The organism is Paracoccus homiensis, from assembly GCF_900111675.1.
GTDB lineage: Bacteria > Pseudomonadota > Alphaproteobacteria > Rhodobacterales > Rhodobacteraceae > Paracoccus > Paracoccus homiensis.
The window spans coordinates 1-26,360 of the sequence record NZ_FOHO01000002.1 but is presented as its reverse complement, the minus strand read 5'-3'; the positions used below and the strand labels follow the sequence as shown (position 1 = coordinate 26,360).

The 26,360-nt window shown below is 65.4% G+C and carries 26 protein-coding genes; 6 read left to right on the top strand and 20 right to left on the bottom strand.

The features are described from left to right. The first annotated feature begins 15 nt into the window (after positions 1 to 15). Positions 16 to 3,486, top strand: a complete 3,471-nt coding sequence (dnaE, locus tag BMX67_RS02410; RefSeq protein ID WP_090732257.1) for a DNA polymerase III subunit alpha — start codon at positions 16 to 18, stop codon at positions 3,484 to 3,486. A 68-nt stretch (positions 3,487 to 3,554) separates the two neighbouring features. Further along, on the top strand, positions 3,555 to 4,100 hold the full coding sequence (locus tag BMX67_RS02405; RefSeq protein ID WP_090732255.1) for a cysteine hydrolase family protein: 546 nt from the start codon (positions 3,555 to 3,557) through the stop codon (positions 4,098 to 4,100). Between the two features lie 45 nt (positions 4,101 to 4,145). Here the strand turns inward: BMX67_RS02405 and BMX67_RS02400 are convergent, their stop codons facing one another. Genes BMX67_RS02400 through BMX67_RS02375 form a run of 6 tightly spaced genes read right to left on the bottom strand, consistent with a single transcriptional unit; the run spans position 4,146 to position 10,160 of the window. Continuing rightward, positions 4,146 to 4,559, bottom strand: a complete 414-nt coding sequence (locus BMX67_RS02400) for a Na+/H+ antiporter subunit G (protein WP_090732254.1) — start codon at positions 4,557 to 4,559, stop codon at positions 4,146 to 4,148. Positions 4,560 to 4,569: 10 nt separating this feature from the next. After that, complete coding sequence (locus tag BMX67_RS02395) at positions 4,570 to 4,839, bottom strand: K+/H+ antiporter subunit F (protein WP_090732253.1); 270 nt, start codon at positions 4,837 to 4,839, stop codon at positions 4,570 to 4,572. Next, positions 4,836 to 5,327, bottom strand: a complete 492-nt coding sequence (locus BMX67_RS02390) for a Na+/H+ antiporter subunit E (protein WP_090732251.1) — start codon at positions 5,325 to 5,327, stop codon at positions 4,836 to 4,838. The genes BMX67_RS02395 and BMX67_RS02390 overlap by 4 nt, the downstream gene beginning before the upstream one ends. Then, entirely contained in the window at positions 5,324 to 6,922 is a 1,599-nt protein-coding gene (locus BMX67_RS02385) for a monovalent cation/H+ antiporter subunit D (RefSeq protein WP_090732250.1), read from the bottom strand. Before BMX67_RS02385 ends, BMX67_RS02390 begins: the two co-directional genes overlap by 4 nt. Next, positions 6,919 to 7,317, bottom strand: a complete 399-nt coding sequence (locus tag BMX67_RS02380; RefSeq protein WP_090732248.1) for a Na+/H+ antiporter subunit C — start codon at positions 7,315 to 7,317, stop codon at positions 6,919 to 6,921. Before BMX67_RS02380 ends, BMX67_RS02385 begins: the two co-directional genes overlap by 4 nt. Beyond that, on the bottom strand, positions 7,317 to 10,160 hold the full coding sequence (locus BMX67_RS02375; protein WP_090732247.1) for a monovalent cation/H+ antiporter subunit A: 2,844 nt from the start codon (positions 10,158 to 10,160) through the stop codon (positions 7,317 to 7,319). The genes BMX67_RS02380 and BMX67_RS02375 overlap by 1 nt, the downstream gene beginning before the upstream one ends. A gap of 155 nt (positions 10,161 to 10,315) precedes the next feature. On the opposite strand from BMX67_RS02375, the gene ruvC reads away from it, so the two are divergent. From ruvC to ruvB, 4 genes are read left to right on the top strand one after another with little or no spacing between them, the layout of a single operon-like run. After that, positions 10,316 to 10,825, top strand: coding sequence for a crossover junction endodeoxyribonuclease RuvC (ruvC, locus tag BMX67_RS02370; RefSeq protein WP_090732246.1), 510 nt, complete (start codon positions 10,316 to 10,318; stop codon positions 10,823 to 10,825). Beyond that, positions 10,822 to 11,526, top strand: a complete 705-nt coding sequence (gene ruvA, locus BMX67_RS02365) for a Holliday junction branch migration protein RuvA (RefSeq protein WP_090732244.1) — start codon at positions 10,822 to 10,824, stop codon at positions 11,524 to 11,526. Before ruvC ends, ruvA begins: the two co-directional genes overlap by 4 nt. A gap of 5 nt (positions 11,527 to 11,531) precedes the next feature. Continuing rightward, the gene (gene htpX, locus BMX67_RS02360) at positions 11,532 to 12,392 is read left to right on the top strand and encodes a zinc metalloprotease HtpX (protein ID WP_090732243.1); all 861 of its coding nucleotides are present in this window, start codon (positions 11,532 to 11,534) and stop codon (positions 12,390 to 12,392) included. Continuing rightward, the gene (ruvB, locus tag BMX67_RS02355) at positions 12,389 to 13,420 is read left to right on the top strand and encodes a Holliday junction branch migration DNA helicase RuvB (protein WP_090732241.1); all 1,032 of its coding nucleotides are present in this window, start codon (positions 12,389 to 12,391) and stop codon (positions 13,418 to 13,420) included. Before htpX ends, ruvB begins: the two co-directional genes overlap by 4 nt. Here ruvB and folD read toward each other — a convergent pair. From folD to BMX67_RS02285, 14 genes are all read right to left on the bottom strand, one after another. Then, a complete protein-coding gene (gene folD / locus BMX67_RS02350) occupies positions 13,417 to 14,292 on the bottom strand; it encodes a bifunctional methylenetetrahydrofolate dehydrogenase/methenyltetrahydrofolate cyclohydrolase FolD (RefSeq protein WP_090732239.1) in 876 nt (291 codons plus the stop codon). The two genes, ruvB and folD, sit on opposite strands and share 4 nt — an antisense overlap. After that, on the bottom strand, positions 14,289 to 14,591 hold the full coding sequence (locus BMX67_RS02345) for a chorismate mutase (protein WP_245739108.1): 303 nt from the start codon (positions 14,589 to 14,591) through the stop codon (positions 14,289 to 14,291). The genes folD and BMX67_RS02345 overlap by 4 nt, the downstream gene beginning before the upstream one ends. Before the next feature lie 109 nt (positions 14,592 to 14,700). Further along, positions 14,701 to 16,593 carry an ATP-dependent zinc metalloprotease FtsH gene (ftsH, locus tag BMX67_RS02340; RefSeq protein WP_090732238.1) on the bottom strand — a complete coding sequence of 631 codons (1,893 nt, stop codon included), beginning with the start codon at positions 16,591 to 16,593 and terminating at the stop codon, positions 14,701 to 14,703. Between the two features lie 57 nt (positions 16,594 to 16,650). Continuing rightward, positions 16,651 to 17,874 (bottom strand): tRNA lysidine(34) synthetase TilS, encoded by a 1,224-nt coding sequence (gene tilS, locus BMX67_RS02335; protein ID WP_090732237.1) that lies wholly within the window; start codon positions 17,872 to 17,874, stop codon positions 16,651 to 16,653. Beyond that, positions 17,871 to 18,815 carry a tetratricopeptide repeat protein gene (locus BMX67_RS02330; RefSeq protein WP_245739107.1) on the bottom strand — a complete coding sequence of 315 codons (945 nt, stop codon included), beginning with the start codon at positions 18,813 to 18,815 and terminating at the stop codon, positions 17,871 to 17,873. The genes tilS and BMX67_RS02330 overlap by 4 nt, the downstream gene beginning before the upstream one ends. Further along, a complete protein-coding gene (gene pal, locus BMX67_RS02325; protein WP_090732235.1) occupies positions 18,812 to 19,345 on the bottom strand; it encodes a peptidoglycan-associated lipoprotein Pal in 534 nt (177 codons plus the stop codon). Before pal ends, BMX67_RS02330 begins: the two co-directional genes overlap by 4 nt. A 10-nt stretch (positions 19,346 to 19,355) precedes the next feature. Continuing rightward, positions 19,356 to 20,681: a Tol-Pal system beta propeller repeat protein TolB gene (gene tolB / locus BMX67_RS02320; protein WP_090732234.1), complete on the bottom strand. Its 1,326-nt coding sequence runs from the start codon at positions 20,679 to 20,681 to the stop codon at positions 19,356 to 19,358. Between the two features lie 50 nt (positions 20,682 to 20,731). Further along, positions 20,732 to 22,579, bottom strand: a complete 1,848-nt coding sequence (locus tag BMX67_RS02315) for a hypothetical protein (protein ID WP_090732232.1) — start codon at positions 22,577 to 22,579, stop codon at positions 20,732 to 20,734. A gap of 3 nt (positions 22,580 to 22,582) precedes the next feature. After that, on the bottom strand, positions 22,583 to 23,035 hold the full coding sequence (locus tag BMX67_RS02310) for an ExbD/TolR family protein (RefSeq protein ID WP_090732231.1): 453 nt from the start codon (positions 23,033 to 23,035) through the stop codon (positions 22,583 to 22,585). A gap of 4 nt (positions 23,036 to 23,039) precedes the next feature. After that, a complete protein-coding gene (gene tolQ, locus BMX67_RS02305; RefSeq protein WP_090732230.1) occupies positions 23,040 to 23,735 on the bottom strand; it encodes a protein TolQ in 696 nt (231 codons plus the stop codon). A gap of 131 nt (positions 23,736 to 23,866) precedes the next feature. Further along, positions 23,867 to 24,262, bottom strand: a complete 396-nt coding sequence (gene ybgC / locus BMX67_RS02300; RefSeq protein ID WP_090732228.1) for a tol-pal system-associated acyl-CoA thioesterase — start codon at positions 24,260 to 24,262, stop codon at positions 23,867 to 23,869. Between the two features lie 122 nt (positions 24,263 to 24,384). Then, positions 24,385 to 24,963, bottom strand: coding sequence for a hypothetical protein (locus tag BMX67_RS02295; RefSeq protein WP_090732227.1), 579 nt, complete (start codon positions 24,961 to 24,963; stop codon positions 24,385 to 24,387). 78 nt (positions 24,964 to 25,041) lie between these two features. Then, positions 25,042 to 25,683, bottom strand: coding sequence for a CoA transferase subunit B (locus BMX67_RS02290; RefSeq protein ID WP_175479789.1), 642 nt, complete (start codon positions 25,681 to 25,683; stop codon positions 25,042 to 25,044). A gap of 2 nt (positions 25,684 to 25,685) precedes the next feature. Further along, the coding region (locus BMX67_RS02285; protein ID WP_090738025.1) for a CoA transferase subunit A at positions 25,686 to 26,360 on the bottom strand (675 nt) is incomplete at its 5' end.

Sequence of the window (26,360 nt, the reverse complement as noted above, 5' to 3'; positions counted from 1 at the left end):
GATAACCTTGCGGCCATGGCGACGAAATCCCCCCGATTCATCCATCTGCGCACACATTCCGAGCATTCCTTGCTGGAAGGTGCGATTCCCGTAGGCAAATTGCCGGCGCTTGCCGCCGATGCGGGCATGCCCGCGGTCGCGCTGACCGATACCAACGCCATGTTCGCGGCGCTGGAATTCAGCGTGAAGGCGATGGACAAGGGGGTGCAGCCGATCATCGGCTGTCAGGTCACCCTGCAGGCCGACGTGACCGGCCCCATCGTCCTGCTGGCGCAGGATCAGCAGGGCTGGCTGAACCTGATGTCGCTGTCGACCTGCCTTTACATGCGCGACGGGCCGGACCTGCCGCATGTCACCCTGGATGAGCTGTGCGAAAGGTCCGAGGGGCTGATCTGTCTGACGGGCGGTGCGCAGGGACCGTTGGGCCAGTTGATCGCGCAGGGACAGAAGGACAAGGCCGCGCTGCTGGCCGATCGGCTTGCCAAGGCGTTCCCGACGCGGCTTTACGTCGAATTGCAGCGCCATCCGGGCGAAAACGGCAAGCTGCCCGAACCCGAGGCCCTGTCCGAGGCCGGGTTGATCGAACTGGCCTATGCGCAGGAATTGCCGTTGGTCGCGACCAATGATGTCTATTTCCCCAAGCCGGATCTTTACGAGGCGCATGACGCGCTGATCTGTATCGCCGAAAAGGCCTATGTCGATCAGTCGCAGCCGCGTCGGCGTCTGACCCCGCAGCATTACTTCAAATCGCCCGAAGAAATGGCCGTGCTGTTCGCGGACCTGCCCGAGGCGCTGGATAACACCGTCGAGATCGCCCGGCGCTGTGCCTTTGCGGTTGCCAAGCACGCGCCGATCCTGCCCAAATTCGCCGATGACGAGGTGGCCGAGCTGCGCCGCCAGGCCAATGAGGGGTTGCAGGCCCGTCTGAAGGTGATCCCCCACGCGGTCAGCGTCGAGGATTATCAGAAGCGGCTGGATTTCGAACTGGGCATCATCGAACAGATGGGCTTTCCCGGCTATTTCCTGATCGTGGCCGATTTCATCGGCTGGGCCAAGGAACATGACATCCCGGTCGGGCCGGGGCGGGGGTCGGGCGCGGGCAGCCTTGTGGCCTATGCGCTGACCATCACCGATCTGGATCCGCTGCGCTACAGCCTGCTGTTCGAACGCTTTTTGAACCCCGAACGCGTCAGCATGCCGGATTTCGACATCGACTTCTGCATGGACCGCCGCGAAGAGGTGATCCGATACGTTCAGGAAAAATATGGCAAGGACAAGGTCGGCCAGATCATCACCTTCGGCGCCCTGCTGTCCAAGGCCGCGGTGCGCGATGTGGGACGGGTGCTGCAACTGCCATTCGGGCAGGTGGACCGGCTGTCCAAGATGATCCCGGTCGAGGGCGTGAAACCCGTCAGCATCACCAAGGCCCGCGCCGACGAACCCCGCCTGCGCGAGGCCGCCAAGGAAGAGGTCGTCGGCCGCCTGCTGGATTACGCCGAAAAGATCGAGGGGCTGTATCGCAACGCCTCGACCCATGCGGCCGGGGTGGTGATCGGGGACCGCCCGCTGGACCGGCTGGTGCCGCTGTATCGCGATCCGGCATCCGACATGCCCGCGACCCAGTTCAACATGAAATGGGTCGAACAGGCCGGTCTGGTCAAATTCGACTTTCTGGGCCTCAAGACGCTGACCGTCATCCAGAACGCCGTCGATCTGATCAATGGCGGCGGGCGGCCCCTGCATGTCGCTGCCGACGGGCGCAAACTGTACCAGCCGCCCGAGGGTGCGGTGAACCAGATCAACGCGATCCCGCTGGACGACAAGGCCAGCTATGACCTGTTCGCCAGCGCCCGAACGGTCGCGGTGTTCCAGGTGGAATCCAGCGGCATGATGGACGCGCTGCGGCGTATGCGCCCGACCTGCATCGAGGATATCGTGGCACTGGTCGCGCTGTACCGTCCCGGCCCGATGGAGAATATCCCGACCTATTGCGACGTGAAGAACGGCGCGCGCGAACTGGAATCGATCCACCCCAGCATCGACCATATCCTTGCCGAAACGCAGGGCATCATCGTCTATCAGGAACAGGTGATGCAGATCGCGCAGGTCATGGCGGGCTACAGCCTTGGCGGCGCCGACCTGCTGCGCCGCGCGATGGGCAAGAAGATCGCCGCCGAGATGGCCAAGGAACGCCCGAAATTCATCAAGGGCAGCGTCGAGAACGGCGTGTCCGAAAAGAAGGCCGGCGAGGTCTTTGACCTGCTGGAGAAATTCGCCAATTACGGCTTCAACAAATCCCACGCCGCTGCCTATGCCGTGGTCAGCTATCAGACGGCATGGCTGAAGGCGAACCACCCGGTCGAATTCATGGCCGCGGTGATGAATTGCGATATCCATCTGACCGACAAGTTGGCCGTCTATAAACGCGAATGCGACCGCATGGGGATCGAGATCGTGCCCCCCTGCGTCAACCGCTCGGCCCCCAGCTTCACGGTGAAGGATGGCCGCATCCATTACGCGCTTGGGGCGCTGAAGGGCGTCGGGCTAGAGGCGATGCGCCTGATCCACGAGGCGCGCGGCGATCAGCCCTTCCGCGATATCAACGATTTCGCCCGCCGCGTCGACATGAAGCGCGTCGGCAAGCGGCCCCTGGAAATGCTGGCGCGTGCCGGGGCGTTCGACCTGCTGGACGACAACCGCGCAAGGGTGCTGAAATCGCTGGACGGGCTGGTGGCGTGGTCGGCTGCGGTGCAGGAACAGGCGGCCTCGGCCCAGACATCGCTGTTTGGCGGGGGCGAGGATCTGCCACCGCCGCGCCCCGCGCTGGCGCAGGTCTGGCTGCCCGCCGAAAAGCTGGGCGAGGAACACAAGGCCGTCGGCTTCTATCTCTCGGGGCATCCGCTGGATGATTACCTGCCCGCGCTGAAGCGCAAGAAGGTGCAGACGCTGGCCGAAATCAGCGCCGATGCGGCGGGTGGGCCGCTGGTCACCTCGATCGCGGGGACGGTGGCGGCGCGGATGGAACGGAAATCGGCCAAGGGCACGCAATACGCCTTTGTCAGCCTGTCCGATCCGACCGGCCTTTACGAGGTGACCGTGTTCAGCGACCTGCTGAACGCGGCCCGCGACCGGCTGGAACCGGGCGAAAATGTCGTGTTGCAGGTCAAGGTCGAACCTTCGGGCGATCAGGTCAAGATGCTGGCCAATTCCGTCGCGCGGCTGGACGATGCCGTCGCCGATGCGGGCGCGGGTTGTCTGGCCGTCGAGATGCAGGGCGCCGACACGATCCCGCGACTGGCCGAGGTTCTGGGCCGCATCCAGACCGAGATCACCGTCTCATCGCGGTCGCGCGGGCCGGTCCTGCTGCGCATCCGCGAGGGCGACGAACTGATCGAGATCGAGGTCGCCAATGACGCGCCCCTGACCACGCCCGCCCGTCAGGCGCTGCGCGCGGTGCCCGGCGTGTTGGAGGTGGTCGAGGAATAGGGCCTTGGGATTGTACCTGTCGATCCCGCCGATGAATTTTCACGCATCGCAACTGTAAGGGTGAAGCCATGAGCAAACGCGCCATCGTCGTCGTCGATATCCAGAACGACTATTTCCCCGGCGGAAAATATGAACTGGTCGGCATCGAAACCGCCGCGGGAAATGCCGCGCGGGTGATCGACAGCGCCCGCGCCAAGGGCGACCGGGTGATCCATATCCAGCACGTCTTTCCCAGTCAGGACGCGCCGTTCTTCACACCCGATTCCGACGGGGTCGGGATCAACCCGACCGTCGCCCCGCAATCGGACGAGACGGTGATCGTGAAGAACCATCCCAACGCGTTCCTGAACACCGATCTGAAACAGGTGCTGGATGCCGACGGGATCACCGAGGTCGTGATCGTCGGCGCCATGAGCCATATGTGCATCGACGCCACCACCCGCGCGGCCAGCGATTTCGGCTATGACACGACGGTGGTTCAGGACGCCTGCGCCACCCGTGATCTGGAACATGATGGCGTGACGGTGCCCGCAGCGCAGGTTCATGCGGCGCTGATGTCGGCGCTTGGCTTTGCCTATGCGACGCTGACCGATACCGACAGCTTTACCGCCTGACCGGGCATGGGATCAGCCGGGGCAGGGCGGAGCCCCTGTCCCGGATCATTCGTGGTGATCGCGCTGGCTGCCTGCCTCGTCGCGGGCATCCAGCAGGCTGCGATCGGCCGAGTTGCCATAGGTGGCCCAGTCATGGTCGCGCCCGCAATGGGGCAGTTCATCGGGATGCCAGCTGAGATGCATATGCGCCTTGGCCAGCATCAGCCCGGTGATTGGGGCGGTCATGAACAGGAACAGCGTGATCAGCAATTCGTGCCAGCTGGGCTGGTCGCCGAAAAAGGCGAACCACGCCATCGAGGCCATCAGTACGCCGCCGACCCCCAGCGTCGCCGCCTTGGTCGGGGCATGCAGCCGCGTCATCTGGTCTGGCAGCTTGACCAGCCCGAAGGACCCGACCAGCCCGAAGATGCCGCCACAGACGAGCAGAACCGAGATCAGGATCTCTGCGAAGAATTCCATATCCGTCCCCTTACTCGATCACGTCGCCGCGCAGGATGAACTTGGCATAGGCCACCGTCGAGATGAAGCCGACCATCGCCAACAGCATCATGATCTCGAAATACATGGTGGTGTCATGCAGGATCCCGAACAGCGCGATCAGCGCGATCAGGTTGATCGTCATCGTGTCCAGCGCCAGCACGCGGTCACTGACCCCCGGTGCGATCACCACCCGATACAGACAGAACAGCTGACCGATGCCGAAACAGCCGAAGGCGAACCAAAGCGCATAGTCGATCATTCGAAAATCTCCTTCAGGCGGGCTTCGTAACGGGACTTGATGTCGCTGATGATGGATTCGGGGTCCGGCGCGTGCAGGCAATGGACCAGCAGGGCATGCCCGTCCTGCGACAGGTCCGAACTGACCGTTCCGGGCGTCAGCGTGATGGTTCCGGCCAGCACCGTGATCGCCTCGGGCGAGCGCAGGTCAAGCGGCACGGTGATCCAGGCCGGTTGCAGCTTGCGGTTCGGCTTGAATAGCACGATCAGCGCGACCTGGATGTTGGCGACCACGATATCCCAGATGACCAGCAGGAAATAGGTCAGGATCTTCAGCGGATTGCGCAGTCTGGCGCGATCGGGCCAGTACGGTTCGGTCAGGGCCGGGATCGCGATGCTGAGGATGACGGCAAAGACCAGCGACCCCCAGGCGAACCGGTTGACCAGCAACATCCAGATCAGGACCAGCAGGGCCGACAGATAGGGATGGGGAAATATGCGGCGGATCATCGCGAGCCCTCCTGCTGGCGCAGCACGGATTCGTAATACAGTTCGGGTTGGGTCAACTGATCGGCCGTCTGTTGCAGATAGGACGTGATCGGCCCGGCAAACAGCGTCAGCGCCACCGATCCCGCCAACAGCGTGCCCGTCGCCACGAAGGCCAGCGCGGGCGAGGCGCTGTCCCCGACATCCTGAATCGGCTCGTCTGTTTCCAGCTTGGTCGGGATCGGGCCACGGCGGGGGCGTTCGCCCTCATCGGTATCATTGCCCGGCTCGGGGTCCATTTCGTGCGATTTCCAGAACAGGATCGACCCCGCGCGCGCGAAACCGATGATCGCGATCAGCGAGGTTGCCAGAATGACGGTCCAGATGGTCGCCATCCACGGATCGTCCTGCGTGGCGTTCAGGATCATCAGCTTGCCGAAAAAGCCCGACAGGGGCGGCAGGCCCGCGACCGCGATGGCGGTGGCGAAGAACAGCGCCGAGATCAGCCCGGTATTCAGGATCGCCGGCCGCAGGCGCAGCCAGAAATCACCTCCGCGCCGCGCCGCGATCAGGTCGACCACCAGAAACAGCGCCGCCCCCGCAAGGGTCGAATGGATCAGGTAATACAGGCCCGCCGTCAGCCCCTGACCGTCAAAACGCGCGATCACGATCATCAGCGTGCCGATCGAGGCGATCGAGGCATAGGCCGCAAGCCGCGTCAGGCTGCGCGTGCCCAGCACCCCGATCTGACCCAGTGTCAGGGTGATCAGCGCAGCCGGCAGGATCAGGTCGGTCGCAATGGATTCGACGACCGAGTCATTGGGAAAGACCAGCGTGAAGAAACGGATGATCGCATAGACGCCCACCTTCGACATGATCGCGAACAGCGCGGCCACCGGGCCGGGCGCGTTGGCATAGGTCGAGGGCAGCCAGAAATGCAGCGGAAAGATCGCGGCCTTGATCGCGAAGACCAGCAGCAGCAGCACCGCGCCGGTGCGCAGCAGGGCGGTATCCTCGGTCGGCATCATCGCCACGCGCTCGGCCATGTCGGCCATGTTCAGCGTGCCGGTCACGGCATACAGCGTGCCAAGCGCGGCCAGAAACAGCGCCGATCCGGCGAGATTGTAGTTGATGTATTGCACGCCCGCGCGCAGGCGCATCGGGCCGCCGCCGTGGATCATCAGGCCATAGCTGGCGATCAGCAGCACCTCGAAGAAGACGAACAGGTTGAAGGCATCGCCGGTCAGGAAGGCGCCGTTCAGGCCCATGACCTGGAACATCCACAGCGAATGGAAATGCCAGCCCTTGCGATCCCAGCCCGAACCGATGCCGTAAAGCTGCACCACCAGCGCCAGCAGCGCCGTCAGCAGCAGCATCATCGCCGACAGGCGATCCAGCATCAGCACGATGCCGAAGGGCGCGGACCAGTTGCCGAGGCGATAGACGATGACCTCGCCCCCCATCGCCATCGCGTTCAGTTTCAGCGCGACACCCAGCGTCAGAATGCTGCCGATGATGCCAAAGACCCGCTGTTGCAGCAGGTCGTGGCGCATCCACAGGATCATCAGCGGACCCAGAAGCGCGGGAACGAGGACCGGAGCGGTTAGCCAGTGGTTCATGCGGTCTCGTCCTCGGGCTTGGTGTCGTCGATGGTCTTCAAGGGCGGCATGATGCGGTCGTCCTTGGGCATGTTGATGCGGTCATCGCCGCCTTCGATGAAGGCGCCAAGCGACATCATCACCACCACGGCAGTCATGCCGAAGCTGATCACGATGGCCGTCAGAACCAGGGCCTGCGGCAGCGGGTCGGTATAATCGGCAAGATGGACCTCGCCATGACCATGCAGGATCGGCGGCTTGTTGACCACCAGACGCCCGCTGACGAACAGGAAGGCGTTGATCGCATAGGTCAGCATGGTCATGCCCAGCACGACGGCAAAGGTCCGCAGGCGCAGGATCAGATAGATCCCGGCGGCGGTGCAGGCGCCGATGGCGGTCGCTACCAGAAGCTCCATCACAGGGCTCCTTTCTGTTGTTCGGTGCTGAGATCGATATCCATCGGCTTCTCGTTCACGGTCTCGCCCGCGCGGCGCGCGATCCGCGACAGCGAATTCAGCGCCAGCATGACCGCCCCCACGACACACAGGAACACCCCAAGGTCAAAGCCCATGGCGGTGGCCAGCTCGATCTCTTCGAGGAAGGGCAGCTTGAAATAGCCGAAGGCCGAGGTCAGGAACGGCTTGTCGTTGAACCAGGCCCCGATACCGGTGACGCCCGCGGCCACCACACCCGCGCCGATCAGCGCGTGATAGGGGATGGTCTGGCGCGTCTGTGCCCAGGCATAGCCCGATGCCATGTACTGCATCAGCAGCGCGATCGCGACGACCAGACCGGCGATGAAGCCGCCGCCCGGCTGGTTGTGGCCCCGCAGGAAGATGAAGATCCCCACCACCAGCGAAATCGGCAGCAGCACCCGCGTCGCGATCACCAGCATCAGCGGATGGCGGTCGCCCGCACGGGCCTGATCGTGCTTCCAGTTCAGCAGCCGACGCGCCGAATTGCCCTGCAACAGCGTCTGCGTCAGCGCAAAGATGGCCAGGGCGGCGATGCCCAGCACCGTGATCTCGCCAAACGTGTCATAGCCACGGAAATCGACCAGGATGACGTTGACGACATTGTCGCCGCCACCCAGCTTGTAGCTGTTTTGCAGCATGTAGCCCGAGATTGGGTCAAAGGCGAAGTCGCGGCGCATGATGGCATAGCACAGCGCCCCGAAGCCCACGCCCGATAGCGTTGCCACGAAGGCATGCCAGCCCCGCCGCGAGGACGATGTTTCGGTCAGCGTCCGCTTTGGCAGGAAGTTCAGCGCCAGCAGCAGCAGGATCACCGTCACCACCTCGACCGAGATCTGGGTCAGCGCCAGATCGGGGGCCGAGAAATAGGCGAAGAACATCGAAGTGATCAGGCCGACGATTGCCACCAGAACCAGCGCCAGCAGGCGCACCCGGTGGAAAAACACCATGCAGCCCGTCGCCGTCATCACCAGCAGCCAGCCGATGAAGGGCACAGGCTCGATCGGCAGCATCGGTCGCGTGACCTTGCCTGCCGCGCCCGTATACCACGCGTAGCACCCGGCAAACAACGCGGCCAGGGTAAAGCCGGTCAGCGCGCGCGGCATCGAGCCGTTGGTCAGCCGGTCTGTCAGCCCGCGCCCGGCCCGGACACAGGCCAGCAGCAGCCCGTCGAAGATCGACTTGGCCTCGGGTCGGGGGGCGGCGTCCCAGGCGGCCAGCAGCGGGCGATGCCCGCCCAGCAGGGCCGCACCGCCGGCGATGGCGATGATCGACATGATCAGCGCCGCGTTCACGCCGTGCCACAGGTAGATATGCGAATGCGCCGCGTGCTGCGTGACCGCCGTGGCCGAGGCATCGACCAGCCAGCCCGCCATGGTGTTCGGAAACAGCCCGATCAGCACGACCAGCACCGCCAGAAGTGCGGGACCGGCCCACATCCCGAAGCCCGGATCATGCGGGTGGTGGGGATAGTCGTCACGCTCGGGCCCGGTAAAGACATGGAAGATGAAGCGCAGCGAGTACCCGACAGAAAACAGCGCCGCGACCGTCGCCACGACCATGAACAGCTGTCGCGCCTGATCCAGATGGCTGGCTTCGTACAGCATCATTTCCTTGGACAGGAACCCGTTCAGCGGCGGGATGCCGGCCATGGACAATGCTGCGACGGTCCCGATCAGGAATGTCACCGGCATCAGCTTGCGCAACCCGCCCAGCCTCGCGATGGATCGCGTGCCCGTTTCGTGGTCGATGATGCCCGCGGTCATGAACAGCGCGGCCTTGAAGGTCGCGTGGTTGATGATGTGGAACACGGCGGCGATGGCGGCCTCTTCGGTGCCAAAGCCCAGCAGCATGGTGATCAGGCCCAGATGGCTGACCGTCGAAAACGCCAGCAGCGCCTTGAGGTCGTCCTTGAACAGCGCGATCGCCGCGCCCAGCAGCATGGTGATCAGGCCGGTCGTCGCCACGATCCAGAACCATTCCGGCGTGCCCGACAGCACCGGCCACAGCCGTGCCAACAGGAACAGCCCTGCCTTCACCATCGTCGCGCTGTGCAGATAGGCGCTGACCGGGGTCGGGGCGGCCATCGCATGAGGCAGCCAGAAATGAAACGGGAACTGCGCCGATTTGGTAAAGGCGCCGATCAGGATCAGGATCAGCGCAGGCAGGTAAAGCGGGCTGGCCTGGATCGCGTCCTTGGATTGCAGGATCTGGCTGATGTCATAGCTGCCCGCGATCTGGCCCAGGATCAGCATCCCCGCGATCATCGCAAGCCCGCCCATGCCGGTCACGGTCAGCGCCATCCGCGCGCCCTGACGGCCTGCGGGCAGGTGCCGCCAATAGCCGATCAACAGGAAGGACGACAGCGAGGTCAGTTCCCAGAATACCAGCAACAACAGGATGTTGTCGGACAGGACAATCCCCATCATCGCGCCCTGGAACAGCATCAGATAGGTGTAGAACTTGCCCACCGAATCCTGGCGCGACAGGTAGAACCGCGCATAGGTGATGATCAGAAGGCCGATCCCCAGGATCAGGATCCCGAACAGCAGGCCCAGCCCGTCTATGCGGAAATTCGCGTTCAGCTGGATCAGGGGAAGCCATTCGAACCGTGCCACGATTTCCTCGCCGCGCATGACGGCGGGGATGTGCAGCAACAACCCCAGCAGGGCGATCAGCGTGGTCGTGCCGCTGGCGGTCGCGGCAACGCTGCGCCCCGACCGGACCAGCAGACCTGGCAACAGCGCGCCGATAAAGGGCAATAGCGCGATCAGTGCTGGCGACATGGGGCCTCGATCCTGTTGTTCATGTTTCTGGGTTTTACTTCTTGTGTTTCCAATCGGGACCGGCAAGTCAAGCGAATGCCCTGCGACAAGGCGTCCCCCCTAGGCGATGTTCGCCTTTCGTGCTAACGCTTTGAAAAATGACAAGAGGGGCAGCGATGCGGGTTCTGGGAATCGATCCCGGTCTGAGGAATATGGGCTGGGGCGTCATCGAGGTGGATGGCCCGCGTCTGCGGCATGTCGCCAATGGCGTGATCCAGTCGGGCAATGACGGGGAGCTGGCGGCGCGATTGTCGATCCTGTTTCGCGGGCTGTCGCAGGTGATCGCGGCCCATGGTCCGGATACCGCCGCGGTGGAACAGACCTTCGTGAACAAGGACGCGACCGGCACGCTGAAGCTGGGACAGGCGCGGGGGATCGCGCTGCTGGCGCCGGCCGAGGCGGGGCTGAGCGTCGGGGAATACGCCCCCAATGCGGTCAAGAAGACCGTGGTTGGTGTTGGCCATGCCGGCAAGGAACAGGTGCAGCACATGGTGCGGGTGCAATTGCCCGGCGTGCAGTTCGCCTCGGCCGACGCGGCGGATGCGCTGGCCATCGCGATTTGCCACGCGCATCACATGCAGGGACAGAACAGGCGTCGCGTGGCGACGGGAAGGGGTGCGGCATGATCGGTCGGATCGCGGGAATCATTCTTCACCGGGCGCGGGATCACGTGCTGATCGACGTGCGCGGTGTGGGCTATGTCGTTCATGTCAGCGAACGGACCTCGGCCGGATTGCCGCCGGCGGGTCAGGCGGTGGCCTTGTATACCGATCTTCTGGTGCGCGAGGATCTGTTGCAGCTGTTCGGCTTTCAGAGCTTGCTGGAAAAGGAATGGCACAAGCTGCTGACCAGCGTGCAGGGGGTGGGGGCCAAGGTTTCTTTGGCCATTCTGGGGACGTTGGGCGCCGACGGGTTGTCGCGTGCCATTGCGCTTGGCGATTGGTCGGCGGTGCGCAAGGCGCAGGGTGTCGGCCCCAAGCTGGCACAGCGGATCGTTCTGGAACTGAAGGACAAGGGGCCGTCGATCATGGCGCTTGGCGGCGATCTGACGGTCGATGCGGGGGGTGCGGCTTCGCCGGGCATCGAGCCCGGCGAAGCCGCCGCCTCGGCGCCGGCCTCGATGGCCGGCACCGAGGCGCACCCCTCATCCGACGGTGGCATAGTCTCGGCGCGCGCGGCGGCTGACGCCCTGTCGGCGCTGGTCAATCTGGGATACGCTCAATCCGAAGCGGCAAGCGTGGTGGCCGAGGTTCAGGCCAGGGAACCCGACGCCCAGACGGCCGCGTTGATCCGCGCAGCGCTGAGGCTGCTGGCGCCGAAAGGATAAAAGCGATGGCCGGAAATGCACGCACCTTCATGCTGATGGCGGGTCTGACCGCGATCGTCATGTTGCTGGGCTGGATGATGGGCGGATCCGGGGGCGCGATCTTTGCCTTGCTGTTTGCAGGGGCGGGCAACATGTTCGCGCTGTGGAACAGCGACAAGATGGTCCTGCGCCAGCAAGGCGCCGTCGAACTGGGGCCGCAGGACGGCGGCGATCTGTATCACATGGTCGCCGATCTGGCCCGTCGCGCGGGCCTGCCGATGCCCAAGGTCTATCTTCTGCCGACCGAACAGCCCAACGCTTTCGCCACCGGCCGCAATCCCGAAAACGCCGCCGTCGCCGTGACGCAGGGCCTGATGCGTGCGCTGAACCGCGACGAACTGGCCGGGGTCATCGCCCATGAACTGGCGCATATCCGGAATCGTGACACGCTGACCATGACGGTCACCGCGACCATGGCCGGGGCCATCGCCATGATGGGCAACCTGATGTTGTTCACAGGCGGTCGTGACGATCGCGGCGGCGGGATCGGCGCGATACTGGCCATGGTGCTGGCGCCCCTGGCTGCGATGATGGTGCAGATGGCCATCTCGCGCACCCGCGAATACGAGGCCGATCGCGAGGGGGCGGAAATCTGTGGCAATCCCGATGCGCTTGCCTCGGCGCTGCAACGGATCGCGACGGCTGCCGGGCGCAGCCTGAATGTCCCTGCCGAACGCAACCCGGCCTCGGCGGCGATGTTCATCATCAACCCGCTGCATGGCCTGCGCATGGACAAGCTGTTCGCGACCCACCCCCCGACCGAACAGCGGATCGCCCGGCTGCGCGCCATGACTGGTCGCGCCCCCGGCCCCTGGGGGCATGGATGAGCCAACCCGACCCCACCCTGCGCGCCGCGCCGATGGACAGCGACAGCGAGGATCGTGCCCTGCGCCCGCAGGCCCTGACCGAATTCGTCGGTCAGGCCGAGGCGCGGGCCAATCTGCGCGTCTTTATCGAAAGCGCCAAGATGCGCGGCAAGGCGATGGATCACACGCTGTTCTTTGGCCCGCCCGGTTTGGGCAAGACGACGCTGGCACAGATCATGGCGCGCGAGCTTGGGGTCAATTTCCGCATGACCTCGGGGCCGGTGCTGGCGCGAGCCGGCGATCTGGCGGCGATCCTGACCAATCTGGAAGCCCGCGATGTTCTGTTCATCGACGAAATCCACCGCATGAATCCCGCCGTCGAAGAGGTGCTTTACCCCGCGATGGAGGATTTCGAGCTGGATCTGGTCATCGGCGAAGGTCCTGCCGCCCGCACCGTGCGGATCGAGTTGCAGCCCTTTACCCTGGTCGGCGCCACCACCCGGCTGGGGTTGCTGACGACGCCCCTTCGCGATCGCTTCGGGATCCCGACCCGTCTGCAATTCTACGAGATCGAGGAGCTGGACCTGATCGTTCAGCGGGGCGCGCGCCTGTCGGGAATCGATGCCGACCCCGAGGGGACGCGCGAAATTGCCTGCCGGGCGCGTGGTACGCCGCGAATCGCGGGGCGATTGCTGCGCCGTGTGATCGATTTCGCCCTGGTCGAGGGCGATGGCCGCCTGACCCGGCAGATCGCGGACGCGGCCCTGACCCGGATGGGCGTGGACGATCTGGGGCTGGACGGTGCTGATCGGCGCTATCTGACCCTGATGGCCGAACATTACGGTGGCGGGCCGGTCGGGGTCGAAACCCTGTCGGCGGCACTTTCGGAAAGTCGCGACGCCATCGAAGAGGTGATCGAGCCTTATCTGCTGCAACAGGGTCTGATCGCGCGAACGCCGCGCGGACGCCAGCTTGCGCCGCGCGCCTGGCGGCATCTGGGTCTGGCCGCCCCGGTTCAGCCGGGGCAGGCCACATTGTTCGACGGTTAGGGGGTCAGCCCTTCAGGGTCGGGCAGGCCATTCGCCCGCGCGGTCGCGGTCAGCGTGTTGGCCAGAAGGCAGGCAATGGTCATCGGGCCGACACCGCCCGGAACCGGGGTGATTGCCCCCGCGATCTGGCGTGCCGCGGCAAAATCGACATCGCCGACCAACCCGTCATCGGTCCGGTTGATGCCCACATCGATGACAGTCGCACCGGGTTTCACCCAATCGCCCTGCACGAAATGCGGACGGCCGACAGCGGCGACCAGAATATCCGCCTGTCGGCACAGGTCGGGCAAATCGGCGGTGCGCGAATGCGCGATGGTGACGGTGGCGCTGTCGCGCAGTAGCAGCTGCGCCATCGGCTTGCCGACGATGTTCGACCGACCGACGACGACCGCACGCTTGCCCGACAGGCTGCCCAGCTGATCGCGCAGCATCATCAGGCAGCCAAGCGGGGTGCAGGGCACCATGGCCTTCTGCCCGGTTGCCAGCAGCCCGACATTCAGGATGTGAAACCCGTCGACATCCTTGGCCGGGTCGATGGCGTTGATGACCGCCGCCTCGTCCATATGGCGGGGCAGGGGCAGTTGCACCAGAATGCCATTCACCGCCGGATCGTTGTTCAGCCTGTCGATCAGAGCCAGCAGATCGGCCTCGGGCGTGTCCTCGGGCAGCTTGTGCTCGTAGGAGTTCATGCCGACCTCAAGGGTCTGCTTGCCCTTCGAGCGGACATAGACCTGGCTGGCGGGATCTTCGCCCACCAGAACCACCGCAAGACCGGGGGTGATCCCCTTTTCCTTCAGCGTGGCGACCTGGGTCGCGATACGTTGGCGCAAACTGGCGGCAAAGGCCTTGCCGTCGATCAGCGTGGCAGTCATGGACGAGATCCTTTCAACTGGCGGTCCTCTTGTTCGATGGCGGCATCGACCAGTCGTCGCCAGATGGCTTCGAACAGGTCGGGGTCAAGCCCCGCGGCATCGGCGTTCCGGCGGGCATTCATCACCACTTCCTCGACCCGCCAGTCGATGCGGGCGGGCAGGTCCTGGGTCTGCTTGATCCGTGCGGCGCAGTCGATCATCTGACGACGGCGGGCGAACAGCGCGATCAAGTCCCGGTCCAGCGCGTCGATTTCGGCGCGCAGCGTGGTCATGTCGGTGATGTCATCAAGATTGGCCATGTTGCCCTGCGACATGCACTGCCCGTGTCGCGGGATCAAGTGCCACCTTTGCCCGAGTGCGTGACCGCAAAAGAAAACCCCCGGCGCGGGGCCGGGGGCAGGGTCGTCATCAGGCCGGGGCGGGGTCGCCGCCCGGATCCGCGGGCTTGCCGGATTTCGGCACCGACGTCACCGAGGGGATCGAACTGCCTGGGGTATCGTCATCGCCGCCCAGCTGCTCGCCACGGATAACCTTGCCGATCTCTTCGCCGGTCAGCGTCTCGTATTCCAGCAACCCCTGGGCCAGGCGTTCGAATTCGGCCTCTTTCTCGATCAGGATCCGGCGGGCCTCGACATAGCCTTGCTCGATCAGGTCATGAACCTCCTGTTCGATCAGCTCTTTCGTCGCGGCCGACACCGAGAAGCCGCCGGTATTGCCCGAATATCCCTCATGCGCCTCGGCATAGTCGATATTGCCGACCTTGTCGGACATGCCCCAGCGCATCACCATGGCGCGGGCCAGGCCGGATGCCTGCTGAATGTCGCCGGCGGGGCCGTTGCTGACGCCTTCCTCACCGTATTTGATGATCTCGGCGGCCTTGCCGGCCATGGTCATCGCCAGTTTCTGCTTGGCTTCGTCCTTGTGGAAGTTCAGGCGGTCCATTTCGGGCAGGCTGACCACCATGCCAAGTGCGCCGCCGCGCGGGATGATCGTGGCCTTGTAGACCGGATCACATTTTGGCAGCGACAATCCGACGATGGCGTGACCGGCCTCGTGATAGGCGGTCTTTTCCTTCTGTTCCGGCGTCAGGACCATGCTGCGGCGTTCGACGCCCAGCATCACCTTGTCCTTGGCGTTCTCGAAATCTTCCATGCTGACGAACCGGCGGCCGATCCGCGCGGCGGTCAGCGCAGCCTCGTTCACGAGGTTCATCAGATCGGCGCCCGAAAAGCCGGGGGTGCCGCGGGCGATGATGCGCAGATCGACATCGGGGCCGACCGGGACCTTGCGGGCATGCACCGACAGGATTTTCTCGCGGCCCTTGATATCGGGGTTGGGCACATGGATCTGACGGTCAAAGCGGCCCGGACGCAGCAGCGCGGGGTCCAGCACGTCCTTGCGGTTGGTGGCGGCGACGATGATGATGCCTTCATTCGCCTCGAAACCGTCCATTTCCACCAGCAGCTGGTTCAGCGTCTGTTCGCGTTCGTCATTGCCGCCGCCGATGCCGACGCCACGCGCACGGCCCACGGCGTCGATTTCGTCGATGAAGACGATGCAGGGGGCCGATTTCTTGGCCTGTTCGAACATGTCGCGGACACGGCTTGCACCGACGCCGACGAACATCTCGACGAAGTCGGACCCGGAAATGGTAAAGAACGGCACGCCGGCCTCGCCTGCGATGGCGCGGGCCAGCAGCGTCTTGCCGGTGCCCGGAGGGCCGACCAGCAGCGCGCCCTTCGGGATCTTGCCGCCCAGGCGGCTGAATTTCTGCGGGTTGCGCAGGAATTCGACGATCTCTTCCAGCTCTTCCTTGGCTTCGTCGATGCCGGCCACGTCGTCAAAGGTCACGCGGCCGTGCTTTTCGGTCAACAGCTTCGCACGCGACTTGCCAAAGCCCATCGCCCCGCCTTTGCCGCCGCCCTGCATGCGGTTCATGAAGAAGATCCACACGCCGATCAGCAGGATGAAGGGCAGCCACACGCCCAGCAGCGACATGAAGCCGGATTGCTGCTGCTTGACCACCTTCACATCGACGCCCTGATCGATCAGGCGGTCGGCGATCTCTTCGCCCTGCGGGCGGACGGTGATATAGCTTTGGCCGTCGGTGCCGGTGATCTGGATATCCTCGCCATCGATGGTGACGGCGGAAACCTGATCATTGTCGACACGCTGGACAAAGTCGGAATAGCTGATCTGGCGGCTGTTCATGTTCGCGGTTCCGTCGCTGAACAAATTGAACAGCGCCAGAATCATCAGGAATAGAACGACCCAGAAGGCCAGATTACGTGCGTTGCCCAAGACGGGTCCTCCGGCGGTATTCGGTTTGGTTAGAAAATAGGGATTATCCCGGCAGGTTCAATCAGAGATGACCAGACTGCGGAAATCTGCCGCGCCCCTGAGGGGGGTGACGCTGATATGTCGCACCGGGCGCAGCAGCGGGGCGGCCTGCAATCGGCCGTCCTGCCAGATGCCGGGGCTGGCCGCGGCCTCGTCCCGTGGCAGGCCCGAACTGCGCCAGTCGAGGTCGGGCAGGGGTGCGGTGCCGATGGCGGCGATCACCTGTCCGGGCGCAAGGCCGGTGATCCGCCAGCGGTTATCCCACAAAGGACCGGGGGACGGGTCGCTGCGCAGCGCGGCGGCGGGTTCGCGGGCCAGTCGCAGCCGATCGCCGCTGGGTGTGACGATCGCACCATCCAGCGTGACCCGGCTGCCGGCGGAAATGGCGGCCAGCGCATGTTGCACCGTGGCGCGGCGGGGCGGATAATCCGCCCCGGTGATCCAGCGGCATCCGGCGATCAGAAGGCGGCGGCCGATTTCGGGCGGGGCGTCGCGAAAGGCATCGCGGGGCAGGGTCAAGGCGCCGTTCCGGGCTGTGGCGCTGTCGGCGGATTTGGCGGCGTAATGGGACAGCGCGGAACGGGCATCGCGGATATGATCGGCCGCGCGGGCAAGGGCCTGCGCGTCCAGTCCCATCGCGGCGATGGCCTTGCGGATGCGGACGCGGTCGAAATCCTCGTTCTCGTTGCTGGGATCGTCGATCCAGTCGATCTGACGCGCCACCAGCCAGTCGCGCAGATCCTGCCGCCCGACGCCCAGCATCGGGCGCAGCCATGTCACGTCAAAGGCCTGACGGCGTTCGGCCATGCCGGAAAGCCCGTCAATGCCCGATCCGCGTGCCAGCCGCATCATCAGCGTCTCGGCCTGATCGTCGCGTGTATGGCCAAGCGCAACGGCAGGCAGGTCGTGCCGAAGCGCCCATCCCGACAGCAGCCGCAGCCGCGCGTCGCGGGCCTGTGCCATCAGGTTTCCCTCAGCATTGTCGCGTTGCCAGCGCAGGGTGGTGTGATGCAGGCCAAGCGCGGTGGCGGCACGATGAACGGTCTGCGCCTCGGCCGCGCTGTCGGGGCGCAGACCGTGATCCACGGTCGCCACCATGATCCGGCGGCCCTTGGACCAATCGGCCAGCAGATGCATCAACGCAATCGAATCGCCGCCGCCCGAAACGGCAACCCCCAGCGCCGGACAATCGCCCGCGAGGCGGTCAAGCGTGGCGTGGATCCGCGCGGCGGCGTCCGTCACTGATAGATGCCAAGATCGGCTTCGGCCTCGGGGTCCAGATCACCGAAATCGCCATCGGGCAATTGATCGGGTGACAGCATCGGATCGCCGCCCGAAGAGCCAAGCTGCTGTTCGCCGCAGCCGATGACGACCATCCGACGCTCGGCCTCGGTCGCGGCATCGGTGCCGGGGAACCGGGCGGGGATTTCACCCAGATACAGGCAGGCGGCGACCGGATCGCCATCGGCGGCGATCACGCGGGCCAGACCCAGCAGGCTTTCGGCGGCGCGGGTGCCGTCGGGATCGGCGGCAAAGCTTTCCAGCCAGGCCGAGGCCGCATCTTTGTCGCGACCGGCGCTGTCCAGCGATGCGCCGCGCAGATACAGCGCCTCGGCGGTCAGGGGGCCACCGGCATGCTTGTCGGCGACCTGACCGAACAGATCGGCGGCGCGTTCGAAATCACCGGCATTCAGCGCGGCATTCGCGGCATCGAAATCGGCCTGTTCGGATTCCGAGGCCGCGCCGGGATTGTCCGGCACGGTCTGCGGCGGCAGGGCCGGGGGCACATTCGCCCCGCCCTGCGCCAGCCCGCCCAGTTCCGGCGTGGTCAGGGCCGCCAGATCGCAGCTTTCATCCATCTCGCACAGGCGAAACTCGATATCCCCGATGCGGCGGGTGCCATCCTCGACGATGCGGTTGATGCGGTTCTGCAACTGCTCGGTGCGGTCGGTCAGCTGCATCAGCCGCTGTTCGATCGTGTTCATCCGGTCGATGGCGCTGTCGCCGCCCGCAGCCTGAAATCCGGCCTGACCCGAGGCGACCATTTCGCTGCGCAGCGATTGCAACTGCTTGCGCAGGCCCGAAAGCTCGGACCGCAGATCGGCCAGCGACGGCTGCTGCCCGAAGGCGGGCAGCGCGACGGTGGCGATCAGCGCCAGCGCCGTGACTGCCCGGCGGATCACGATCCTGCCCCGCTGTCGCTGACCACGGTCACGGCGCGGCGGTTCTTGGCATAGCAGCTTTCATCCGAACACACCTCGGCCGGGCGTTCCTTGCCAAAGCTCAGCGTGCGGATGCGCGAGGCCGGGACCCCCTGGGCCACCAGATATTCCTGCACCGCGCTGGCGCGGCGCGCGCCCAGGGCCAGGTTGTATTCGCGGGTGCCGGTTTCCTCGGCATGGCCCTGCACCACGGCCGAGAAGGTCGCGTGCTTGTTCAGCCACTCGGCCTGGCGCGCCAGGGTCGCGCGGGCGTCGGCGCCAAGCGTGGTCTGTTCAGCGCCAAACAGCACCGTGTCACCGACCTGGCTGCGGAAATATTCGGCCGAAGCCTCGCCGGACAACGATCCGCCGGCCAGTTGGCCCTGATACAGCGCCCCCGCGCCGGTATTTGCATAGGGGTCGTTCACGATCTGCGTGGGGGCCTGCGGCGGCTGCGCACAGGCGGCAAGCCCCAGAAGGCAGGCGGCGACAAGCGGCAATCTTGCGTTCATGGCGTCATCCTTACGGCAGCACGGGGCCCCAGGAGGGGTCCGATGCTGCGAAATCCAGTGTGAGGGGCCGCATGTTGCGACCGGTGATATCGACCGAATGCAGCCGGGGCTGACCATTGCCACCCGGCGTGACCCTTGTGAACATCACGACGCGGCCATTGGGTGCCCAGGTCGGACCTTCGTCAAGGAAAGAATCGGTCAACGTTTTTTCATTGGTCCCGTCCGAGGACATCACCCCGATATGGAACCGCTGCCCCATCTGCTTGGTAAAGGCGATCATGTCGCCCTTGGGCGACCAGGCCGGATCGCCATAGCGCCCCTCGCCAAAGCTGATGCGCACCGGCTCACCCCCGTCGATGCCCACCACATACAGTTGCGGCGTGCCCGAACGGTCGGATTCGAACACGACCTGACGGCCATCCGGGCTGAAGCTGGGCGAGGTCTCGATCGAGGGCGAATCGGTCAGCGGGCGTTGGGCGCCGGTGGCCGCATCCATCAGATAGATGTCGGTATTGCCGCCCTTTTCCAGTGAATAGACGATCCAGCGCCCATCCGGGCTGTAGCGCGGCGAAAAGGCCATGCTGTCGCCGCCCTGCGTCAGGGCGCGCGAACTGACCGAGGCCACGTCCAGCACCCGGATCTGAGGGAAGCCGCTGTCAAAGCTGGTATAAAGCAGCTTGCGACCATCGGGCGAGAATTGCGGCGCAAGGACCAGGGACGAACTGTCGGTCATCCACAGGATGTTCTTGCCGTCGTAATCCATGACGCCGATCCGCTTGATCCGCGCGTCTTTGGGTCCGGTTTCCTGCACAAAGGCCACGCGGCTGTCGAAATAGGCATCCTCGCCGGTCAGCCGGGTATAGATCTGGTCCGCGATCTTGTGGGCGGCGCGGCGCCAGTCGCTGGCGCGGGCGTCGAACTGCATGCCGTCGCCAAGCGGCTGGCCTGCAAAGACGTCGAACAGGCGGAATTTGACGCTGATCTCATCGCCCAGTTCCTGCACCTCGGCGGTGACAAGGCCGGCGGCATCGGCGGCGCGCCAGTCCTCGTAGGCAACCGGATCGTCAAAGCTGTCGCGCGTGATGCTGTGGCTGTCTGCGGCGATTTCGCGGAACAGGCCGGTGCCGGTCAGATCGGCGGCCACGACCTGCCGCACCTTGGCCGCGGTTTCGCCGCCATGAAAGGTGGGGATCGCGATCGCCAGCGGTTCGGTCACGCCATCGGTGATCTCGATTCGCAGGGGGCCATCCTGCGCGGTGGCCGGCAGGGCGGTCAGGGTGCCGAAGCCAAGGGCAAGGCCAAGGGTCAGCGGTGCGAGGGTCAGCTTACGAAACATGGTATCCTCTTTAGACGGAACGGCTGTCGGGCAAAAGTCGGGTTCTTTCCCTAGCCGTCATTCACGAAAATGCCGCCGGGGCGGAAATCGACGATGACGTCGCGCCAGCGGCCGTATTTGTCGGCCGGCAGCGGATAGCCGCTGCGACCGCAGGACAGGATCGCGCGGCGCGCCGTCTCATAGGCGTTCTGCACGGCTGAATCCGAACCATTGGCCGAATTGACCAGACGGACCGAATCCAGGATCGGGCGGGCATCGGGGCCAAGCTGGAACGCGACCGAGACCGAGGTGTTCAGCGCCTCGACCGACATCGCGCCAAGGCTCCAGCATTGTTCGATGGCGCGGCGGAAACCGTCGCGTTCAGATAGCGAAAGGGGCTGGCCAAGCGGCGCAGCCCCAGTGGTGGTTCCGGTTGCGTCGGACCGCTGATCGGGGTCCGGCAGCGGCGTCGGCGTGATCGGCACTGGGTTCAGTTGCAACGGGTCGGGTGTCGGCTGGGCCGGGGCCGAGCCGGAGCCGGACAGCGCCTCGCCAAGCGCGGCCCCCAGCGCGTCCTGCGTGGCCGACGCGCCGCTGCCGCCTTCGATCCGCTGGCGATTGCCGCCGGTCGTGTCCCCGGTCGAGGCCTGATCCTGCCCATCGGCGCCTGCCGTGCCCTGCTGGGCTTCGCGCAGCGCGTCTTCAAGCGCCTGCTGACGGGCGGCCTCGGCTTCGGCTTCTGCCCGACGGGCGGCTTCGGCATCCGCTTCGGCCTGGCGTTCCGCTTCGGCGCGGGCTTCGGCTTCGCGTCGCTCGGCTTCTTCCGCCGCCCGACGTTCCTCGGCGCGACGCGCTTCGGCCTGACGTTCTTCCTCGGCCCGGCGTTCTTCCTCGATGCGGCGTTCTTCTTCGGCGCGGCGTGCGGCCTCGGCTTGCCGTTCCTCCTCCGCCTGACGCTCGGCTTCGGCCTCACGCGCGGCCGCGGCGCGGGCTTCTTCGGCGCGGCGCTGTTCCTCGGCTTCTGCCTGACGCGCGGCCTCTGCTTCCGCTTCGGCTTGGGCTTGGCGTTCTGCCTCGGCGGCACGCTCTGCTTCGGCACGCTCTGCCTCTGCCTCTGCCTCGGCGCGGGCGGCGGCCTCGGCCTGGCGGGCGGCTTCGGCGGCGCGTGCGGCGGCTTGCTGGCGTGCCTGCTCGGCCTGTTCGGCGGCGGCCTGCTGGGCCGCTTCGCGGGCGGCTTGCTCTGCGGCCAGGGCCTCGGCCTGCTGGCGAGCGGCATCGGCGGCGGCCTGACGCGCGGCTTCCTGTTCCGCGACGCGGGCGCGGTAATTCGCGACCAGCCCGTCGGGCCGGTTTCGCGGACGTGCGGACCCATCCAGCGCCAGGGCCGAACGCGGCGCAACCGGCGTCGCGGCCTGATCCTGCACCGGCGCGGTCGGGCGGGTGGGCTGAACGGCCGTGCTGGGCGGGGCGGCGGCCTGCGGCGCGGCGGGCACCTGTTCAGGGCTGTCCGGCGCGGGCTGAGGTTGCGGCAGATCGCTGGCAACGGCGACCGGTTCCTGCGCGGCGAAATCCGACAGGTCGGGGCGCGGTTCGGGCGCGGGTGTCGGCGGCAGGGCCTGGGCCGTGGATTGCGGCGCCGGCGCATCGCTTGTGGCGGGGGCGTCGCTGTTGCCGTCCTCGGTCGCGGGTTCGGGGATCGCGGGTGCGGCGGTCGCATCGGCGCTGACCGGACCGGCCCCGCGCGATGCGGCGGCATAGGCCTCGAATTCGGCGCCGCTCATGGTGGCGACTTCGGTCGTGCGCACCGGGGCCGAGGGCTGAGGCCGGAACAGCACCCCGCCCAGCAGCGCCCAGAGGATCAGCGCGAGATGCGCCCCCCCCGAGACCCAGTAACCGATGCGACCTTCGCGTTCTTCCATGGATCAACCATCCAGGCGCGGGCCACCGGTATCGGTGACCAGAACGATATTGGTATAGCCCGCCGCGTTCAGCGCCCCCATCACCTGCACCACGCGGGCATAGGGGATCTGGCCGTCGGCCCGCAGGAAGATCTTGTCGCTTTGGCGTTCTTCCAGAACCGTGCGCAGGCGCGCAACGATGGCGTCGTCCTGAACCGGCTCGTTCATCAGCGTGATCGCCCCCGCCGTCGGGATCGAGATCACCAGCGGCTCTTCGGGTTCGCTGGGAACGGCGGTCGCCGCGGTCTTGGGCAGGTTCAGCGGCACGCCTGCCGTCATCAGCGGCGCGGCCACCATGAAGATCACCAGCAGGACCAGCATCACGTCGACGAAGGGTGTGACGTTGATTTCCGACATGGGGGCGTTGCGGCGGCGGCCGCGACCCTTGCGAGAGACCCGTTTGACGACATCGGCCATGAGATCAGGCCTCGCCGTCCAGCTGGCGCGACAGCAGGGTCGAGAACTCGTCTGCGAAAGCCTCCCAATTGCCGGTGACGCGTTCGGCATCGCCCGACAGCTTGTTGTAGAAGATCACCGCAGGAATCGCCGCCAGAAGGCCAAGCGCGGTTGCCAGCAGCGCCTCGGCAATGCCGGGGGCGACGACGGCGAGGCTGGTGTTCTGGGACATGGCGATGCCCTCGAACGCGGTCTTGATCCCCCAGACGGTGCCGAAAAGTCCGATGAAGGGCGCGGTCGAGCCGACGGTGGCCAGGAAGGACAGGCCCCGGAACAGGCGGCCTTCCTCGCGCTGGATGGCGACATTCATCGCCCGGTCGATCCGCGATACCCCGCCCGGGATCAGCGCGCCATCGTCGCGATGACTGCGGCGCCATTCGGTCATGCCCGCGGCAAAGATGCGCTCGGACGCGCCCGAGGGCGTGTCGCTGAGGCGGTCGTAAAGATCGTCCAGCGGCTCGCCCGACCAGAAGGCGCGGTCGAAACGCGCGGCTTCGCGGCGGGCGGTGGCGAAGGTCAGGAATTTCTGGATGATGATCGCCCAGCTCCAGAAGGAGGCGACGATCAGCAGCACCATCACGATCTGGACGGTCAGCGAAGCGCGGGCGAACAGCGCCAACAGCGAGAAATCGAGGGCCTCGGCGGCCTGAATGGGTTCCATGGTCACTGCCTCATCGTCACGGGGGCCGGTTTTCGGGGGCCTTCTAGCCTGTTCTTAAAGGCTGTATCAGCCCCCAGTGCAACACAATGCCGTGGGCGACGCGCCGATGCCGCACGCGGCTGACCTTCCGGTCACACTGTCCCGATGGCCTGCGAAAACGCGGCCGGCAGGCGTGCGGGACGGCCCGCGGCATCGAGGCAGACGATGGTCACACGCGCCGTGAACAGGGTCTGATCGCCGCGCCTGACAGTCTGATCCATGATGACGCGTGCGGCGGTCATGGCATGCAGATGGCTGTCGATCTGCAGCAGGTCATCGAAACGGGCCGGGCGCAGGTAATCGGCCTCGATCCGGCGGACGGCGAAGACATGGCCGCTTTCGGCCTTGAGCGTGGATTGATCGATGCCCAGATCGCGCAGCCATTCGGTGCGGGCGCGTTCGATGAAGCGCAGGTAGTTGGCGTAATAGACGATCCCGGCAAGGTCGGTGTCTTCGTAATAGACGCGCAGGGTCAGGGCATGGCTCATGTCGGCATCCTATCGTTGGCGGGGTGTTCGCGCCAAGGGGGGGCGGACCGGGCATGGCCCGGTCCGGTCGCTGTCGCTGGACCGGGGGCGCACTGCGCGCGCGGTCGGCGCGACCGTCGATGTCAGGTCTGTGCGGACAGGCGGGCCGACAGCCGCAGCGCGTGGCTGGGATCTGTGGCGACGGCGGGCAGCACCGGGTCATAGGCCGCCCGGATCAGCGCGGCCAGATCCTGCGATGGGGCGATATCGCGGGCAAAGCTGAGCAAGCTGCGCATGGTCAGCGCCTCGGCCAGTTCGGCGGGATGGGCGTTGGCCAGCGCGCCCGACATGCGCAGAAAACACAGGCAGGCCCGGATGCTGCCATCTGTGTCAAAACGGAACAGGCGGTACTGATCGGCAGCCTGCCCCGCCAGCCGCGCGGGCAGGTCGGGGATGCCCGTCAGCTGATCCAGATCCGGAACGCCGGTCAATTCGTCCCAATCGCGCATGAAGAACAGCATCAGGTTGCTGCCCATGTCCGGATCGGTATCGATCACCGGATGTCCGGCATGGGCAAAGCCCGCCCTCAGCGCCGCGCGAAAGATATCGAGGCTTTCATCGGCAAGGCCGAAGATCACCGGCGCGACGGGGCGACCCCAGCGCGCGCAAAGATAGCTGCCATCGTCGCGGGTAAACAGCTGCTGTATCTGGTCGGGTGTCATCGGGATGCCTGTATTCAAAGCTACAACAGCGAACGGGGGGCTTTGCCCCCCGTTTGCGTTTGGTTGTGATCATGCCGGTCAGGTGACGATGGTGGCTTCGGTGGCGGCGCGGAGGTCGGCTTCGGTCACGCCATCGGCGGTCTCGACGATCTTCAGCCCGCCCTCGACCACGTCCAGAACGCCCAGATTGGTGATGATGCGATTGACCACGCCCTTGCCGGTCAGCGGCAGGGTGCATTCCTTCAGCAGCTTGGATTCGCCGGCCTTGTTGGTGTGGTCCATGACCACGATCACGCGCTTGACGCCCGCGACCAGATCCATCGCGCCGCCCATGCCCTTGACCAGCTTGCCGGGGATCATCCAGTTCGCCAGATCGCCGTTCTCGGCCACTTCCATCGCGCCCAGAATCGCCGCCGCGATCTTGCCGCCGCGGATCATGCCAAAGCTGGTCGCGCTGTCGAAATACGAGGTGCGCGACAATTCGGTGATGGTCTGCTTGCCGGCATTGATCAGGTCGGGATCCTCTTCGCCCTCATAGGGGAAGGGGCCCATGCCCAGCATGCCGTTTTCCGATTGCAGCGTGATGTCCTTGTCGCCGGTGTAATTGGCGACCAGCGTCGGGATCCCGATGCCGAGGTTCACATACATGCCGTCTTCCAGTTCCTCGGCCGCGCGGGCGGCCATCTGGTCACGATCCCAGCCTTTCATTTCATTGGCCATGATCACGCCTCCTCACGCTTGCGGGTGGTGACTTTTTCGATGCGCTTTTCGTGATCGCCCTGGATGATGCGATGCACATAGATGCCGGGCAGGTGGATGTGATCGGGGTCCAGGCTGCCGCGTTCGACGATTTCCTCGACCTCGACCACGCAGATGCGGCCGGACATGGCGGCGGGCGGGTTGAAGTTGCGCGCGGTCTTGCGGAACACCAGATTGCCGGTGTCGTCGGCCTTCCACGCCTTCACGATCGCCAGGTCCGAGACGATCCCGCGTTCGAGGATATATTCCTCGCCGTCAAAGATCTTGACCTCCTTGCCCTCGGCGATCTGGGTGCCGACGCCGGTCTTGGTGTAAAAGCCCGGGATGCCGCTGCCGCCGGCGCGCATCCGTTCGGCCAGCGTGCCCTGCGGGTTGAATTCCAGCTCCAGCTCGCCCGACAGGTACTGACGCATGAATTCGGCGTTCTCACCGACGTAAGAGCTGATCATCTTCCTGATCTGCCTAGTGTCCAGCAGCTTGCCCAGACCAAAGCCGTCGACGCCGCAATTGTTGCTTGCGATGGTCAGGTCCTTGACGCCGCTGTCCACGATCGCATCAATCAGCAGCTCGGGAATCCCGCAAAGACCGAACCCCCCGGCCGAGATCGTCATCCCGTCATGCAAAAGCCCGGAAAGGGC

What these genes read in the sequence shown, in the direction of transcription:
- BMX67_RS02310 (WP_090732231.1), bottom strand. Translation starts at nt 23,035, where the DNA reads ATGGCCGATGTCGTCAAACGGGTCTCTCGCAAGGGTCGCGGCCGCCGC.
- BMX67_RS02405 (WP_090732255.1), top strand. Translation starts at nt 3,555, where the DNA reads ATGAGCAAACGCGCCATCGTCGTCGTCGATATCCAGAACGACTATTTC.
- ruvC (WP_090732246.1), top strand. Translation starts at nt 10,316, where the DNA reads ATGCGGGTTCTGGGAATCGATCCCGGTCTGAGGAATATGGGCTGGGGC.
- htpX (WP_090732243.1), top strand. Translation starts at nt 11,532, where the DNA reads ATGGCCGGAAATGCACGCACCTTCATGCTGATGGCGGGTCTGACCGCG.
- pal (WP_090732235.1), bottom strand. Translation starts at nt 19,345, where the DNA reads ATGAACGCAAGATTGCCGCTTGTCGCCGCCTGCCTTCTGGGGCTTGCC.
- BMX67_RS02375 (WP_090732247.1), bottom strand. Translation starts at nt 10,160, where the DNA reads ATGTCGCCAGCACTGATCGCGCTATTGCCCTTTATCGGCGCGCTGTTG.
- BMX67_RS02345 (WP_245739108.1), bottom strand. Translation starts at nt 14,591, where the DNA reads ATGGCCAATCTTGATGACATCACCGACATGACCACGCTGCGCGCCGAA.
- BMX67_RS02315 (WP_090732232.1), bottom strand. Translation starts at nt 22,579, where the DNA reads ATGGAAGAACGCGAAGGTCGCATCGGTTACTGGGTCTCGGGGGGGGCG.
- tolB (WP_090732234.1), bottom strand. Translation starts at nt 20,681, where the DNA reads ATGTTTCGTAAGCTGACCCTCGCACCGCTGACCCTTGGCCTTGCCCTT.
- BMX67_RS02295 (WP_090732227.1), bottom strand. Translation starts at nt 24,963, where the DNA reads ATGACACCCGACCAGATACAGCAGCTGTTTACCCGCGACGATGGCAGC.
- tolQ (WP_090732230.1), bottom strand. Translation starts at nt 23,735, where the DNA reads ATGGAACCCATTCAGGCCGCCGAGGCCCTCGATTTCTCGCTGTTGGCG.
- ybgC (WP_090732228.1), bottom strand. Translation starts at nt 24,262, where the DNA reads ATGAGCCATGCCCTGACCCTGCGCGTCTATTACGAAGACACCGACCTT.
- folD (WP_090732239.1), bottom strand. Translation starts at nt 14,292, where the DNA reads ATGACTGCCACGCTGATCGACGGCAAGGCCTTTGCCGCCAGTTTGCGC.
- BMX67_RS02390 (WP_090732251.1), bottom strand. Translation starts at nt 5,327, where the DNA reads ATGATCCGCCGCATATTTCCCCATCCCTATCTGTCGGCCCTGCTGGTC.
- BMX67_RS02290 (WP_175479789.1), bottom strand. Translation starts at nt 25,683, where the DNA reads ATGGCCAATGAAATGAAAGGCTGGGATCGTGACCAGATGGCCGCCCGC.
- BMX67_RS02385 (WP_090732250.1), bottom strand. Translation starts at nt 6,922, where the DNA reads ATGAACCACTGGCTAACCGCTCCGGTCCTCGTTCCCGCGCTTCTGGGT.
- dnaE (WP_090732257.1), top strand. Translation starts at nt 16, where the DNA reads ATGGCGACGAAATCCCCCCGATTCATCCATCTGCGCACACATTCCGAG.
- BMX67_RS02400 (WP_090732254.1), bottom strand. Translation starts at nt 4,559, where the DNA reads ATGGAATTCTTCGCAGAGATCCTGATCTCGGTTCTGCTCGTCTGTGGC.
- BMX67_RS02395 (WP_090732253.1), bottom strand. Translation starts at nt 4,839, where the DNA reads ATGATCGACTATGCGCTTTGGTTCGCCTTCGGCTGTTTCGGCATCGGT.
- ruvB (WP_090732241.1), top strand. Translation starts at nt 12,389, where the DNA reads ATGAGCCAACCCGACCCCACCCTGCGCGCCGCGCCGATGGACAGCGAC.
- BMX67_RS02380 (WP_090732248.1), bottom strand. Translation starts at nt 7,317, where the DNA reads ATGGAGCTTCTGGTAGCGACCGCCATCGGCGCCTGCACCGCCGCCGGG.
- ruvA (WP_090732244.1), top strand. Translation starts at nt 10,822, where the DNA reads ATGATCGGTCGGATCGCGGGAATCATTCTTCACCGGGCGCGGGATCAC.